The organism is Sporosarcina aquimarina, assembly GCF_019748715.1.
Classification (GTDB): Bacteria; Bacillota; Bacilli; order Bacillales_A; family Planococcaceae; genus Sporosarcina; species Sporosarcina newyorkensis.
Window position 1 is genome coordinate 19,685 of sequence record NZ_JACLBZ010000037.1, and the last position, 13,127, is coordinate 32,811.

Here is a 13,127-nt window from a genome sequence, read left to right on the forward strand (position 1 = left end):
GATTGTATTGGTTCATGCATTTGAAAGTGTATTTGAGAAGCTGAACGTCCGCAAAGTAGAGGATTTATTTTTTAAGATCCATCCGGATTATGTGCAAAGTGTATCGGAAGTGCGTATGGAATATGTTCAATGTCCAGCTTGTCAACAGCATACAAAACAAGCATGGGTATATTGCTTTGACGGTGACCGGCTTCAAGAAGACGTTTGGTCGATTTGTCATGAATATCAGAAACAATTTTATACCCTTCAAGTGGGGGCTAAATTGATTCAGAAGCGCTAGGATATCGTGGATGGTGATTGGTATTACATCAATAGCGATGACAAAGCAGGCTTTAAGAATTTTGAAGAACTGAATCCTGAATTGACGGCGGCGAAAGGAAAAGCTACCGACTATATCAAAGATTTGTTAGAAGGTAAGATCCGGAATTTACGGATATCAGGAACGCCAGGTACAGGCAAAACGCATCTCGCTAAGGCGATTGCGCGGACACTCAAACATAAGGGCAGAAAAGTGGCGTTCATCGAATCTCGAAAGCTCTTCGACAATATCAAAAATACGTTTGGCAATCGGGTGGCGCAAGAGCGTTTTGAAAAACAATTTGCTGACTTTGATCTAGTCGTGTTAGATGATGTCGGAGTTGAAACAAATAAAGCGGCCGACGAACTCTCCTGGTCTAGCCGTGAATGGGTAAAACTAATTGATTTGCGACGCGGTAAATCAACCGTATACACAACAAACTTCGACAAGGAATCGCTAAAAGCGGTGATCGGCGCTCGTTCTGTTTCTCGGATAGGTGAGAATTCAGAAACCATCGAATTATTTACTCCGGATCATGATTATAGAGATCGATTATTATATTAGGGGTGTGCTGGAAATGACTAATTGGATAAACAGTAGAGGGGTTTATACAGTGTTACTTGTTGCTGAGGTGGATAAGCAGCAGATTAACGCGGATATGGATGCGCTGGAGGAGAGATTGCAAATTGCAGAGGCGGCGATCGTTGCGCGGAGGGGGATGGCGTCGTTTGAAAAAAGTATGATTTGTGTCGAAATCCCATGTTCATAAACCAACGTGAAATTTTTGTCGATTATACATGAAATGACTATTTTCATGCTGATTAGATGGAATTGGTACGTGTTATGGGGAAATCGGATAAAACGATTCGAAAGATGTTAACGAAATTAATCGAGCTGGATGTCATTGATTCCTCGGGTGCCAGACCTAAATTATATTCAGTTAGCGAAGCTTTTTTTGACTGATTGTAAATGGGAGCTCAACAAAGTCCAAGTGCTGAATAAAGTGTAGACATCGTATAAGTGTGGTAAGATAAACAAATATTAAAAAAGACCGGGTGCGTCAACACCCAGTCAATGCAGCTGACATCCGCATGAAGTGCGGCTGGCCAGTATCACGAGAGTTTTTACAAAAGGTAACCATCCTGCTAACTTGCCGGTCAGCGGAGGGTGGTTACTTTTTTCTGTTGGTGTATAGAGCAACCATCGCTACAAGGGCTGTTGCCATTGCCGCGAGAAACATTCCAAATTGGAATAAACAATGCTAGCTCCTTCACTTATATCTAATTTTCAAACATACTCAGGTGCAGAAAACGAATGGACATGGTATGATAAACATATACTAAAAAAGACCAGGTGCGCTAACACCCGGTCTTTGTAGCTGACATCCGCATGAAGTGCGGTTGGCCAGTAAAAGTCTTAAGGTGTTACAAAAAGTAACCACTCAGCTTTCCTAGTCATAAGCGGAGGGTGGTTACTTTTTTCTGTTGATGAATAGAGCAATCATCGCTACAACTGCTGTTACTATTGCTGCGAGAAACATTCCAAATTGGAATAGCATGTTCATTGCTTCGTATGTCACCATTTTAACACCCCCTTTCTCAAGGGAGTGCCAACCGCCCATCCGCTATATGTCGTCTACCATTCAATTATACCATTCCTAAGAGTGAAAAGAAACATAAATAGACCATATGTTCGCCTTCTGTTGATTAAGAAACCATTCCGAATTTAATTTACTATAAAAGCAACAAAAGAGTAGATAAGATGAAAATCTCCACTGAACACGATAAGATAGAAACGTAATCGATTAAAGAGAGGCGGAGATTTTTAATGAACGCATACGATGAGTACATGAGGGGCATTGTACAGCCCATGCGCGAAGAGTTAGTACAATCGGGCTTTACGGAATTAACGACAGCTGAAGATGTGGAACATACATTACAGGACTTAAAAGGTTCTGCAGTCATTGTGATCAACTCGGTCTGCGGTTGTGCAGCAGGTTTAGCGCGTCCCGCGGTTCGCGAAGCAGTTGCGGAAGTAAAACCGGATCATTTATTGACCGTATTTGCTGGACAGGATAAAGAAGCGACGGAAGCTATGCGTTCGCATTTCCCTGAAGTGCCGCCAAGTTCACCATCTGTTGCGATCTGGAATGATGGGAAATTAGCATACTTCATTCCACGTGAACAAATTGAGAACTTTCAAAAAGAACAAATCAAAGATCACCTCGTCGATGTGTTGACGAATGTTGTTAGTCAGTGAACGTGATTATTACGACTGCCGGCCGACCTGATGAACAATCTGCTGCTTTATTGAAATATGCCGAGGATTGTTTGGATGCTCCTGTTGTCGAACGAAAAAAGCGGTCCGTGTCCAAGTTGCAAGACGTCTATCAATCGGACGTCTTGGTGGCTGGGAAGGACCGCTATTCGTTTTACAGACGCGGGATGTCGGAGCCATTCTTTTTTCATCCGAATTCTGCTACGTATCGATTGAAGCGTCTGTTGAAAGGTGAACTAGATCCTTTAATTGAAGCAGCAGAGTTAATGGCGGGAGATTCTTTTTTGGATTGTACGTTGGGTCTTGGATCGGATGCCATCATCGCGGCTAGTAGCGTAGGTCCGAATGGGATGGTCGTAGGAATCGAAGCAGATAAGGTAATCGCTTTTTTGGCTGCGACTGGATTACGCAGTTTTCCGATTGATTTTCCTTTGTTGAAGGAATCAATGGAACGGATTGAAGTCATTCATTCGGAAGCTGTTCAGTTTTTGAAGCAGTGTCCGACAAGTTCGCGTGACGTGGTGTTTTTAGATCCGATGTTTACAACACCCATTGAGGAATCTTCCAATTTTGAGAGTTTGCGTGAAATAGGCGCTATGTATCGTTTGTCGGAAGAGTGGGTAGCTGAGGCTTTAAGAGTGTGCAAGCGACGCGTGGTATTGAAAGACCATTACCAGTCACCAATGTTCGAACGTTTTGGCTTCACTCAGCAAATTCGTCTGCATACGAAAGTGCATTATGGCGTGCTGGAGAAGTGAGTGACGGAGAACCGAACGAAAACTCGTCCGCACCGCACCGCACCAATCCAAGACAGAGCCGCACCAAACTGCTTTGTACCGAGCGAAATTCTACCACAAACGCTCGTAACTCGCACCACACCGCACCAAAACAACCGTAGTGCGAGCGTAACAACTTCTTTCCATAAAAAAAGACTGCACAGGCCGAATTCTTGGCTTGTACAGTCTTTTTTGCGTTTCGCCTGTCGAGGCTAGACGGCATCTTTCGCTTTTGTACCATCCAGCTGCAGGCGCCAGTCTCTCGGGACACTTCTGTCTTAAAGATAAAGGCAAAGAGCGCCTTTATTTTTAAGACCTCCAGTGCCTGTCGAGACTAGACGGCGTCTTTCACTTTTGATCAGTGAGTGAAGTTTAAGGAACTTAAGTATAATGTCAAAACGAGCATTCCGATTCCTAGTAGGAAGTTAACGTCCATTCGTGCGACCTCCTTTATCCTGCGTGTTGGTTGGTTGAATTCCGCTTAACTTGCAATCAACGAACTTTTTGTGAAAAGAATGATTGAAGTTTGACTTTATTGTACAATGAATTGGAGAAAGAAGAAACCTTTTGTCGGCTTTTTCGTATGAGTTACTAGGATGTATGACGAAATGTTGAAGGGAGTGGTAGCATGAAACAATGGTTGCAGCGATTTATGATCGCATCGGTCGCAGTCTTGACGCTTGGGGCCATTACGTCCAATCATGAAATTTGGTCGAACTTTCAGCCGAAGGACGAGCCAAATGAAATGGATTCTACAACTGGAGATTCGCACTATTCAATTGAACTCGACGACTCGCCTACGGAATTTTTATCTACACCTGATTATCCGATTCATTCAGAAGAAGACCAACTGCTCGATCACGCGCGTTCGCTGTCTTATGAAAAATTCGGTCAGCGCATCGGTCCGGTGATTCAAGATGAATTTGATTCGGAGATTTTCCCTAGAATCGAAGCAGTGATACAGACCACTATACATAATGCAGCAGAACGTCGTCTTGCGATCACAGAACAGCCTTCCGGCGATTACGCAGAAAAGATTTTCCATGTGCATGATAAAATGGCGGGACAGGACGTTATCCGTTTCCACGTTCGCACCGAGAAACGTCCTCTTGATGGGTACTTTTACAATTTCCATTATCATACGGCTGACGATGGGTTCACAGCTCATCATACATTGGGCGACATTTATTGGTCGAAAAACACACCGCCGAAATGGTTGTCTTAAAAATGTTGAAACACTCGTTGTGAAAACGGGTGTTTTTTATTTTGTTATTTTATGGCAACAAAAACAATGAATAAATTACTATTCCGGAGAGAAGATAATAACTCTACGTACTATAAATCATTGGAGGTGCCAAAATGAAAGGGAAATTTTTAGCATTGCCATTGGCGGCAGTATTGTTGTTAAGTGCTTGTGGAGAAGACAATGACAAAGATAATTTCAAAGTAGAAGATCCGCTGACAGAGGACAACGGAGAAAATGATGTAGGTACGTGACAAGAGAGAAGTAAATAAAAAGCGGATTCAATGCGATCCACTTGATGTGAGCGTACAAATATTGTGTTTATATACAACCAAACAGTATAAACACCACCAAAATTCTGTTCAAAAACACACCTCCAAAATGGCTTTCGTAATTCGCCATCTAAAGAGGTGTTTTTTTGTTCTCGATTTTAAAAATGTCATTGGTAGGGTCATGACTAAAATAATGCTATACTGTATGTAATTTAGAAGCAGTTGCTTGAAAAAAGGAGTCTGAAAATGAAGCAATATTTAAATCTTTGTCAACATATTCTGGAAACAGGAACGAAAAAAGGAGATCGGACCGGTACGGGGACATACAGCGTTTTCGGTTACCAAATGCGCTTCGATTTAGCCAAAGGCTTTCCTTTATTGACGACCAAACGAACAGCATTTCGTCTGATCGTCTCCGAGTTATTATGGTTTTTGAAAGGCGATACGAATATTCGGACGCTTATCCAAGACCGCAATGGAATTTGGGATGAATGGGCATTTGAACGATATGTAGAGAGCGATGCATATACAGGGCCGGATATGACGGATTTCGGGCATCGTGTAGTGGAAGATGAGCAATTTGCGAAAACGTACAAAGCTGAACTTGCTGCATTCAAAGAAAAGATTCTCGCAGATGAAGATTTTGCAAGGAAGTATGGCGATTTAGGTCCTGTCTATGGCAAACAATGGCGGGCGTGGGATACAGACCACGGTGTCATTGACCAATTGGCTCAAGTCATCGAAAGTATCAAAACCAATCCTGATTCACGTCGCCATATCGTCACGGCTTGGAATCCGGCGGAAGTGGATGAGATGGCGTTGCCTCCTTGCCACCTACTGTTTCAATTTTACGTGGCGGATGGAAAATTATCTTGCCAGCTCTATCAACGAAGTGCAGATGTCTTCCTAGGTGTACCTTTCAATATTGCTTCATATGCGTTATTGATTCATTTGATTGCCCATGAATGCGGTCTGGAAGTGGGTGAGTTCGTTCACACACTCGGAGACGCCCACATCTATCAAAACCATCTGACGCAAGTACAGGAGCAGCTATCGAGAGAGCCTAGAGACTTGCCGAAACTCAACGTCAATTACGCAGGTCGTTCCATCTTCGACTTAAACGTAGAAGACATTACGATAGAAGGCTACGATCCGCACCCGAAAATCACTGCACCCATTGCTGTGTAAGGAGGAGAAAAATTTTGATTTCACTACTAGTTGCACATGACGTACAGCGCGTCATAGGAAAAGACAACCAAATGCCCTGGCATATTCCTGAAGAATTGGCTTATTTTAAAAAGATGACGATGGGTAAAGCGATCGTTATGGGGCGTAAAACATTTGAATCGATCGGGCGTCCGTTACCTGGACGTTTGAATATTATTGTCACTCGGAATGAATCATATGAAGCAGAAGGTATTACGGTCGTGCATGAACTGCAAACAGCTATCCAAAAAGCTAAAGAATACTCCGAAGAAGTAGTCATCATTGGAGGAGCACAGATTTTTGATATGGCAATGGGCTTGGCGGATCGACTGTATATCACCGTTATTGAAAATTCCTATCCAGGCGACACGTTCTTCCCTGAATATAAAGAAGGCTGGCAGCTGACCAGTGAGTCCGACGTACAATATGCAGAAGACCGCACAGCATATGTCTATCAAATTTGGGACAAAAAAGAATAGCGCCCCTCTTATACATACAGAAGGACGCTAAAATACATGGCTGCGCTGCCGGCAATGACGAATAAATGCCAAATTGCATGATTGTACGGCAGGCGCCGCCACGCATAAAAAACAGAACCGAATGTGTAGAGAACTCCCCCAATTACGAGCAGCCAAAAGCCTGCGGGCGGAAGTTGTTCATACAATGGCTTGATCGCAATAATGATCAGCCAGCCCATGACGATATAAAGCGCCAGTGAGGCTTTCTCAAAACGGTGAATGAAAAAGATTTTGAACAAGATCCCTAATATCGTAAGTCCCCAGATAATGCCGAACAATGTCCAGCCGAGAGCCCCTTTTAATGTTACGAGCAAGAAGGGCGTATAAGTTCCCGCGATTAAGACATAAATGGCGGAGTGATCCAAAATCGAGAAAAACTCTTTCACTTTAATGGGCATACTATGTAGTAACGTGCTCATTAAGAAAAGCAACAGCATAGAGACCCCGAAAATCGTGAAACTAACAACGGCTATCGCGGTTCCGCGCTCTATACCTGCCAATATCAGAAAGACCAGCGCAGGTATGCTGAGCAAGAAACCGATTGCGTGGGTAATCGCATTCCAACGTTCTTCCGAAAAATTCTTGAAATCAAATGCATCTGACAAAAAGCAACAACTCCTCAAACCTCACTATAGCAAAAAATGAACAGAAAATCGCATTTCACAGTACGCGAAGGAGACCATAAACATGAAAAAAATACACATAGTCACGGATTCTACCGCTGATCTCACTAAAGAACTCATAGAAAAACACGAAATTCACGTTGTACCTTTGACTATCCAAATTAACGATCAATCTTTTGTGGATGGAGTAGAACTTCAGCCCGACCAATTTTTAGACCTCATGCGAGAGTCAAAAGAACTTCCAAAGAGTTCACAACCCGCTGTCGGTGTCTTTCAAAAATTATACGATGAACTAGGAGCGGACGGCTCTCAAATTATCTCGATCCACATGACGGGCGGGATGAGCGGCACAGTGAAATCTGCCCAAGCGGCGGCCCAGGCTTCTTCTGCAGACGTTACGGTCATTGATTCCATGTACATTTCACATGCCCTGACGTTTCAAGTACTCGAAGCATGCCGTATGGTGGAAGAAGGGAAATCTGTCCAAGAAATTGTGAACGGGCTTGACAGCGTTCGTAAACGTTCTTCACTATATGTAGTGGTGGACGTACTGGATAATCTAGTAAAAGGCGGCCGGATCGGCAAGGGGAAAGCGATGTTCGGATCATTAATGAACATTAAACCGATCGCTACATTGAAAGATGGCGTTTATACCCCTGTCGCGAAAGTACGCAGTCACAAACAAGTCGTCACGTATTTATTGAATGAGTTTAAAAAAGAGACTGCGGGGAAAGTAATTCGTAGCGTTGGCATCGCCCATGCGAATGGACTATTGATGGCCGAACCTTTGAAAAAAACGATTGAAGAAATGGGTATTCAAGTAAAGCTTACATTTACAACGCCAATTGTCAGTACCCACACGGGCGAAGGCGCGATTGGTTTTATGTTTTACACAGAGTAACACTATCAAAACAAAGGGGAAGATAGAGTTTATGAGAAGAATGGTTTTATTCCTGTTCGTCTTCTCATTGTTTTTATCCGGGTGCCAAGCACCATTTAGCCAAAAAGAAACGGCTTTGCCAGAAAGAGAACCAGTTCTCTTCGAACCTTTCTCAATACCGGAATATTTTGTTCCAAAGCGGGTCAACGTACTCGGTTTAGGAGATTCATTGACACAAGGGGTAGGGGATGAACGTAAAGAAGGCGGTTATTTCGGACGCTTAACAACAGAGATGGAACAATGGAAAGGGATAATGGAAGTAGATGCTGTGAATTTAGCAAAGCGAGGAAAGAGAAGCGATCAGCTGTTAGATCAGCTGGAAGATACCGACGTGCAAGAAGCAATCGTGCAAGCCGACTATATCGTTTTTACAATTGGCGGCAATGATTTGATGAAAGTAGTCAAAGGGAATTTCATGAAAATGAAGCTTTCCGATTTTTATAAGGAACTTGGTAAATTTGAAAATAGAATGGAAGAGTTATTTCAGTTGATCCGTTTGCTCAATCCAAATGCACCGATCATTGTAGCCGGTCTATACAATCCATTTTCTGTCGTTACGGATGAAGTGCAGGAATTTGAGGAGATTGTCGATGATTGGAATGCTTCATTGGAAGAACAAGTACGGAAAGACGGAGCAGCTTGTTTCATTCCTGTTAAAGATTTATTTAATTCGAATACAAATATGGTTTATCATACAGACTTCTTCCATCCAAACAGTAAAGGCTATGATTTGATGGGAAAACGATTTGTGGATGAAATGAAGAAATGTTCAGCAATTGATTTGGAAGTGGAGTGAGCAACTAATGAATTATTGGAAAATAGCATTCTTCAGCCTTGCAGGATTAATCGCAGCATCGATCGTCGGGCTGATCATAGTAATCGGCAATACCGCATCTTCACCTCCTCTTCCTGAATCAAACGCTTCCTCGAAGGCAGGATATTCGCTGGAATTAAATACGACGAAGGAAAATTTCGAAGGCATTGCGAATACGTACATTCGGAAAGCGGTCAAAGGCGCATTACCTGTTGAGTTGGAAATGCGTGATGATGTACTGCTGACGTCAGAACTAACCGTGTTTTCCTATACGTTGCCACTTGCCATGCACTTTGACCCGATCGTGCGGGAAGATGGAAACTTAATCCTGAAGCAATCGTCTATGGAATTAGGGGATTTGAATATTCCTCCTTCGACTGTATTAAAGCTATTGAAAAACTCTGTCGAATTTCCTCCATGGATGATCGTTCGGCCGAAAGAAGAAGAAATTTTCATTGATTTGCAAGATTTGCCGATCTCCGGTGACGTTAAAGTGAAAGCAAAAGAAGTGAATTTAGCTGAAGATGAGATTATATTGGAAGTATTGATTCCGAAAAATTAAGGAGGCAACATAGATGGCGACACAATACGCAACATTTGCAGGTGGTTGTTTTTGGTGCATGGTCAAACCGTTCGACCTATACGAAGGCGTACATTCTGTTACTTCAGGCTATACAGGAGGACATACAGTCAATCCGACGTATGAAGAAGTCTGCTCGAACACGACAGGACACCGCGAAGCAGTGAAGATTGAATTTGATGATGACATCATCTCGTATAAAGAATTATTGAATATTTTCTGGCAAGTGATTGATCCTACTGATGCAGGCGGACAGTTTTACGACCGCGGCGAGTCCTACAAATCTGCAATCTATACACATTCACCTGAACAGCAAAAAGAGGCTGAAGAATCTAAAGCAGAGCTGCAGGCGAGTGGGAAGTTTGACTTGCCAATTGTCACAGACATTTTACCGGCGCATCCATTTTACCCAGCTGAGGAATATCATCAGCAATATTATGAAAAGAACCCTGGGCATTATGAACGTTACACCGTAGGATCAGGACGAGCAGGGTTTATTGAAAAGCATTGGGGGGATCCATCATGAAAGAGGACTTGAGAAACCGATTGACGGATATGCAGTATTATGTAACGCAGGAAAGCGGGACAGAGCCGCCCTTCCAAAATGAATTTGACGCACATTATGAAGAAGGTCTATACGTGGATGTCGTTTCAGGCAAACCGTTGTTCAGTTCCCATGATAAATTCGATGCGGGCTGTGGTTGGCCAAGCTTTTCGAAGCCAATTGAAGCGTCTGAAGTGACGGAGCACTTTGATACCACTCATGGGATGCGCCGTACAGAGGTCCGCAGCAAAACGGCAGATTCTCATTTGGGACATGTCTTCCCGGATGGTCCAGCTGATCAAGGCGGACTGCGCTATTGCATCAATTCTGCAGCTATGCGTTTCGTTCCTGTCTCCGATTTGGAGAAAGAGGGCTACGGAGAGTATAAAGGGCTATTTACGTGATGGATCGATCCTTTTATCATTTTGCGTTGAGGTATCGTGGCGGTGGAAAAGACGATGTGAAGGCGATGTTTGCAGAAAAGATGTTTCGTGATCCGAGTTTTCCAAAAAATGAAGAGGAATTCGATACGTTGTCACGTTATGTCGAGGATCAAGCCGATCACGATTTAAGCTCCACTACCTTTGATGAACTGTACGCAATCTATCAAGACGTATGCAGCAGATAAATGGCGAGGTCTTCATTGCATCTCGCCTTTAATCACTGTATGATAAAATTAAAATAGCGAAATGAGGCTGAAAAAGACATGAGCATACATATTAATGCGAAAAAAGGCGATATCGCCGACACGATTCTTCTTCCTGGAGATCCACTGCGTGCAAAGTATATTGCGGAAACGTTTTTAGAAGATGTTGTTCAGTACAATGAAGTACGAAACATGTTCGGGTATACAGGTACATACAAAGGAAAACGCGTTTCAGTGCAGGGAACAGGTATGGGCGTTCCTTCTATTTCTATTTACGCAACAGAGTTAATGCAGGAGTTTGATGTGCAGAAATTGATTCGTGTGGGTACATGCGGTGCCATCCAAAAGGACGTAAAAGTTCGCGATGTGATTTTAGCACAGGCTGCGACAACGAATTCATCGTTAAACGATACAACGTTCGGTCCCATCCGTTATGCTCCGATCGCAAATTTCGATCTTTTATTGAAAGCATTCCATGCAGGGAAAGAAAAAGGTCTACATTTGCAAGTGGGGAATGTTTTCACAGAAGACTTCTTCTATAATGAAGACGCACAGCATGAAAAATTAGCACGTCATGGTGTATTGGCTGTAGAAATGGAAGCCGCTGCACTTTACACGTTAGCTGCTCGTTTTGGCCGTCAAGCGCTTGCTGTGCTTACGGTTAGTGATCATATCCTTACAGGCGAAATCACTACGCCTGAAGAACGCCAATTAACATTCAATGACATGATCGAAGTAGCACTAGAAGCAGCAATCGCTGAATAATACACAGTATTTTAAACAGCGGAATAGCTGCACATAAAGAACCTTTGAACAAAGACCGCTCTAGACAGCGGTTCTTTTCATGGGAGTTTAGAAAGTAGGGAAGACGATGAACGAGAACGATTCAAAAGAAAACGGAGAGGTAGAGCCGGAAAAGAAACCCGAACCTAGCCGGTATATCCGGATTAAGCCGTTTTCGCTGATCATGCTCATCTTTGCCCTTGTACTGGCGACAGCAGCGGTTACATTCTTCGCATTAACAGTCGGTGATGATAAAGTCGTAGAGGTCGTCAAACCCCAACAAGTGGGAAGTGAACGAAAAGAATTTAAAAAGCTTTTCGATGCGTATGATCAACTGAAACAAAGTTATTTCGATGAGGTCGACGAACAAGTCATACTGGACGGAGCAATCAACGGTATGGTCGATGCGTTAGGAGATCCTTATTCCGACTACTTGAACGAAAAGGAAGCGAAGCAGCTGAATGAGAGTATATCATCCAGTTTTGAAGGAATCGGCGCAGAAATTCAAGAGTCCAATGGCTATATCAGCATTGTATCTCCTATTAAGAATTCGCCTGCAGAAAAAGTCGGGCTATTGCCGAATGATACCATCCTTTCGGTAGACGGAAAAAGTATCCAAGGTATGTCCTCTTCGGAAGCTGTACTGTTAATTCGCGGGGAAAAAGGGTCAACGGTCACATTATCGGTCCGACGTGGGACAGCCGCAGAGCCGTTCGAGGTGAAAATCGTACGAGATGTCATCCCCGTTCATACGGTATATGCCGAAATGCTGGATGACAATATTGCACATATTAACATTACGTCCTTCTCTGAAAATACGTATCAAGAATTACTGGAATCTTTAAATGAAATGACGGAAAAAGGGATGAAAGGTGTCCTGATCGACGTACGTCAAAATCCAGGTGGTGTGTTGAGTGCCGCTATCGATATTTCTGATCTATTTGTAGAAGAAGGGAAAGCTTTATTCCAGACACAAGAAAAGGGTCGACCGGCAGAGATTTTCCCGGCGTCAGGCGGTCAGAAAATTGATGTGCCTGTCACGTTGATCGTGGACGATGGCAGTGCGTCGGCTTCTGAAATTTTAGCAGGTGCATTGAAAGAATCGGCTCATATTCCGATTGTCGGTATCAAGACGTTCGGTAAAGGGACTGTGCAGACACCGACACAGCTGCAAGATGGTTCCAATCTAAAGTTGACGACAGCCAAATGGTTGACGCCGGACGGCAATTGGATTCATAAAAAAGGGATTGAGCCCGATGTTAAAGTGCCATACCCTCCTTATGCATCACTTCCGTTCCTAGATGCCTCTGAAGAAATGAAGGAAGGCATGGTATCTCCTGCGGTTCAAGCAGCTGAAGAGATGCTTGAAGTAGTAGGATACCATCCTGGGGAAACGGACGGACTGTATGACGCAAACACTGCACAAGCTGTTAAAGCATTGCAGAAAGACCTTTCACTCGAACAAACAGGCATACTGACTGGTGATTCGACGATAGGCTTAATGCAAAAATTACGGGATAAGATGAAAGAAGACGATCCTCAATTGCAAAAGGCAAAAGAAGTCGTCCTGAAGAAAGTAAAATCATAATCCGTTTAATACGGACAAG

Annotated in this window: 19 protein-coding genes; 17 read left to right on the top strand and 2 right to left on the bottom strand. The window is 43.3% G+C overall.

Annotation, left to right across the window (positions count from 1 at the left end; genetic code table 11):
• The first annotated feature begins 7 nt into the window (after positions 1 to 7).
• From H7J92_RS16165 to H7J92_RS16175, 3 genes are read left to right on the top strand one after another with little or no spacing between them, the layout of a single operon-like run.
• A complete protein-coding gene (locus H7J92_RS16165; protein ID WP_221837975.1) occupies positions 8 to 280 on the top strand; it encodes a hypothetical protein in 273 nt (90 codons plus the stop codon).
• A gap of 6 nt (positions 281 to 286) precedes the next feature.
• Positions 287 to 862: an ATP-binding protein gene (locus H7J92_RS16170; RefSeq protein WP_221837977.1), complete on the top strand. Its 576-nt coding sequence runs from the start codon at positions 287 to 289 to the stop codon at positions 860 to 862.
• Positions 863 to 875: 13 nt separating this feature from the next.
• Positions 876 to 1,067, top strand: a complete 192-nt coding sequence (locus tag H7J92_RS16175; RefSeq protein ID WP_221837979.1) for a pilus assembly protein PilO — start codon at positions 876 to 878, stop codon at positions 1,065 to 1,067.
• 702 nt (positions 1,068 to 1,769) lie between these two features.
• On the opposite strand, the gene H7J92_RS16180 is transcribed toward H7J92_RS16175, so the two are convergent.
• Complete coding sequence (locus H7J92_RS16180) at positions 1,770 to 1,880, bottom strand: putative holin-like toxin (protein WP_245799415.1); 111 nt, start codon at positions 1,878 to 1,880, stop codon at positions 1,770 to 1,772.
• A gap of 245 nt (positions 1,881 to 2,125) precedes the next feature.
• On the opposite strand from H7J92_RS16180, the gene H7J92_RS16185 reads away from it, so the two are divergent.
• The 6 genes from H7J92_RS16185 (at position 2,126) to H7J92_RS16210 (ending at position 6,551) form a co-directional block, all read left to right on the top strand.
• The gene (locus tag H7J92_RS16185) at positions 2,126 to 2,557 is read left to right on the top strand and encodes a BrxA/BrxB family bacilliredoxin (protein ID WP_009496609.1); all 432 of its coding nucleotides are present in this window, start codon (positions 2,126 to 2,128) and stop codon (positions 2,555 to 2,557) included.
• Positions 2,554 to 3,333: a class I SAM-dependent methyltransferase gene (locus H7J92_RS16190; RefSeq protein WP_221837981.1), complete on the top strand. Its 780-nt coding sequence runs from the start codon at positions 2,554 to 2,556 to the stop codon at positions 3,331 to 3,333. Before H7J92_RS16185 ends, H7J92_RS16190 begins: the two co-directional genes overlap by 4 nt.
• A gap of 646 nt (positions 3,334 to 3,979) precedes the next feature.
• Entirely contained in the window at positions 3,980 to 4,576 is a 597-nt protein-coding gene (locus H7J92_RS16195; RefSeq protein WP_221837984.1) for a YpjP family protein, read from the top strand.
• Positions 4,577 to 4,710: 134 nt separating this feature from the next.
• Positions 4,711 to 4,848, top strand: a complete 138-nt coding sequence (locus tag H7J92_RS16200) for a hypothetical protein (protein WP_009496612.1) — start codon at positions 4,711 to 4,713, stop codon at positions 4,846 to 4,848.
• Positions 4,849 to 5,112: 264 nt separating this feature from the next.
• On the top strand, positions 5,113 to 6,054 hold the full coding sequence (locus H7J92_RS16205; protein ID WP_078816654.1) for a thymidylate synthase: 942 nt from the start codon (positions 5,113 to 5,115) through the stop codon (positions 6,052 to 6,054).
• 14 nt (positions 6,055 to 6,068) lie between these two features.
• A complete protein-coding gene (locus tag H7J92_RS16210; protein ID WP_221837986.1) occupies positions 6,069 to 6,551 on the top strand; it encodes a dihydrofolate reductase in 483 nt (160 codons plus the stop codon).
• Positions 6,552 to 6,559: 8 nt separating this feature from the next.
• Here the strand turns inward: H7J92_RS16210 and trhA are convergent, their stop codons facing one another.
• Entirely contained in the window at positions 6,560 to 7,195 is a 636-nt protein-coding gene (trhA, locus tag H7J92_RS16215) for a PAQR family membrane homeostasis protein TrhA (RefSeq protein WP_009496615.1), read from the bottom strand.
• Positions 7,196 to 7,277: 82 nt separating this feature from the next.
• Here trhA and H7J92_RS16220 point away from each other — a divergent pair, with 82 nt between their 5' ends.
• The 8 genes from H7J92_RS16220 to H7J92_RS16255 all read left to right on the top strand — a co-directional run bounded on the left by H7J92_RS16220 (position 7,278) and on the right by H7J92_RS16255 (position 13,108).
• On the top strand, positions 7,278 to 8,114 hold the full coding sequence (locus tag H7J92_RS16220) for a DegV family protein (RefSeq protein ID WP_009496616.1): 837 nt from the start codon (positions 7,278 to 7,280) through the stop codon (positions 8,112 to 8,114).
• Positions 8,115 to 8,145: 31 nt separating this feature from the next.
• Positions 8,146 to 8,949, top strand: coding sequence for an SGNH/GDSL hydrolase family protein (locus tag H7J92_RS16225; protein WP_040758095.1), 804 nt, complete (start codon positions 8,146 to 8,148; stop codon positions 8,947 to 8,949).
• A 7-nt stretch (positions 8,950 to 8,956) separates the two neighbouring features.
• The gene (locus H7J92_RS16230) at positions 8,957 to 9,529 is read left to right on the top strand and encodes a YpmS family protein (protein WP_078816652.1); all 573 of its coding nucleotides are present in this window, start codon (positions 8,957 to 8,959) and stop codon (positions 9,527 to 9,529) included.
• A gap of 13 nt (positions 9,530 to 9,542) precedes the next feature.
• The gene (msrA, locus tag H7J92_RS16235; RefSeq protein ID WP_221837989.1) at positions 9,543 to 10,073 is read left to right on the top strand and encodes a peptide-methionine (S)-S-oxide reductase MsrA; all 531 of its coding nucleotides are present in this window, start codon (positions 9,543 to 9,545) and stop codon (positions 10,071 to 10,073) included.
• Positions 10,070 to 10,495, top strand: a complete 426-nt coding sequence (gene msrB / locus H7J92_RS16240; protein ID WP_009499536.1) for a peptide-methionine (R)-S-oxide reductase MsrB — start codon at positions 10,070 to 10,072, stop codon at positions 10,493 to 10,495. The genes msrA and msrB overlap by 4 nt, the downstream gene beginning before the upstream one ends.
• On the top strand, positions 10,495 to 10,719 hold the full coding sequence (locus H7J92_RS16245; RefSeq protein WP_078816650.1) for a YozE family protein: 225 nt from the start codon (positions 10,495 to 10,497) through the stop codon (positions 10,717 to 10,719). The genes msrB and H7J92_RS16245 overlap by 1 nt, the downstream gene beginning before the upstream one ends.
• Positions 10,720 to 10,797: 78 nt before the next feature.
• Entirely contained in the window at positions 10,798 to 11,502 is a 705-nt protein-coding gene (gene deoD, locus H7J92_RS16250) for a purine-nucleoside phosphorylase (protein WP_009496621.1), read from the top strand.
• Positions 11,503 to 11,608: 106 nt separating this feature from the next.
• Entirely contained in the window at positions 11,609 to 13,108 is a 1,500-nt protein-coding gene (locus H7J92_RS16255; protein ID WP_221837991.1) for a lmo1851 family serine protease, read from the top strand.
• Positions 13,109 to 13,127: the final 19 nt, after the last annotated feature.

Coding starts and splice junctions, on each gene's coding strand:
- H7J92_RS16175 (WP_221837979.1), top strand. CDS start 876: ATGACTAATTGGATAAACAGTAGAGGGGTTTATACAGTGTTACTTGTT.
- H7J92_RS16180 (WP_245799415.1), bottom strand. CDS start 1,880: ATGGTGACATACGAAGCAATGAACATGCTATTCCAATTTGGAATGTTT.
- H7J92_RS16185 (WP_009496609.1), top strand. CDS start 2,126: ATGAACGCATACGATGAGTACATGAGGGGCATTGTACAGCCCATGCGC.
- H7J92_RS16195 (WP_221837984.1), top strand. CDS start 3,980: ATGAAACAATGGTTGCAGCGATTTATGATCGCATCGGTCGCAGTCTTG.
- H7J92_RS16200 (WP_009496612.1), top strand. CDS start 4,711: ATGAAAGGGAAATTTTTAGCATTGCCATTGGCGGCAGTATTGTTGTTA.
- H7J92_RS16205 (WP_078816654.1), top strand. CDS start 5,113: ATGAAGCAATATTTAAATCTTTGTCAACATATTCTGGAAACAGGAACG.
- H7J92_RS16220 (WP_009496616.1), top strand. CDS start 7,278: ATGAAAAAAATACACATAGTCACGGATTCTACCGCTGATCTCACTAAA.
- H7J92_RS16225 (WP_040758095.1), top strand. CDS start 8,146: ATGAGAAGAATGGTTTTATTCCTGTTCGTCTTCTCATTGTTTTTATCC.
- H7J92_RS16230 (WP_078816652.1), top strand. CDS start 8,957: ATGAATTATTGGAAAATAGCATTCTTCAGCCTTGCAGGATTAATCGCA.
- msrA (WP_221837989.1), top strand. CDS start 9,543: ATGGCGACACAATACGCAACATTTGCAGGTGGTTGTTTTTGGTGCATG.
- msrB (WP_009499536.1), top strand. CDS start 10,070: ATGAAAGAGGACTTGAGAAACCGATTGACGGATATGCAGTATTATGTA.
- H7J92_RS16245 (WP_078816650.1), top strand. CDS start 10,495: ATGGATCGATCCTTTTATCATTTTGCGTTGAGGTATCGTGGCGGTGGA.
- deoD (WP_009496621.1), top strand. CDS start 10,798: ATGAGCATACATATTAATGCGAAAAAAGGCGATATCGCCGACACGATT.
- H7J92_RS16255 (WP_221837991.1), top strand. CDS start 11,609: ATGAACGAGAACGATTCAAAAGAAAACGGAGAGGTAGAGCCGGAAAAG.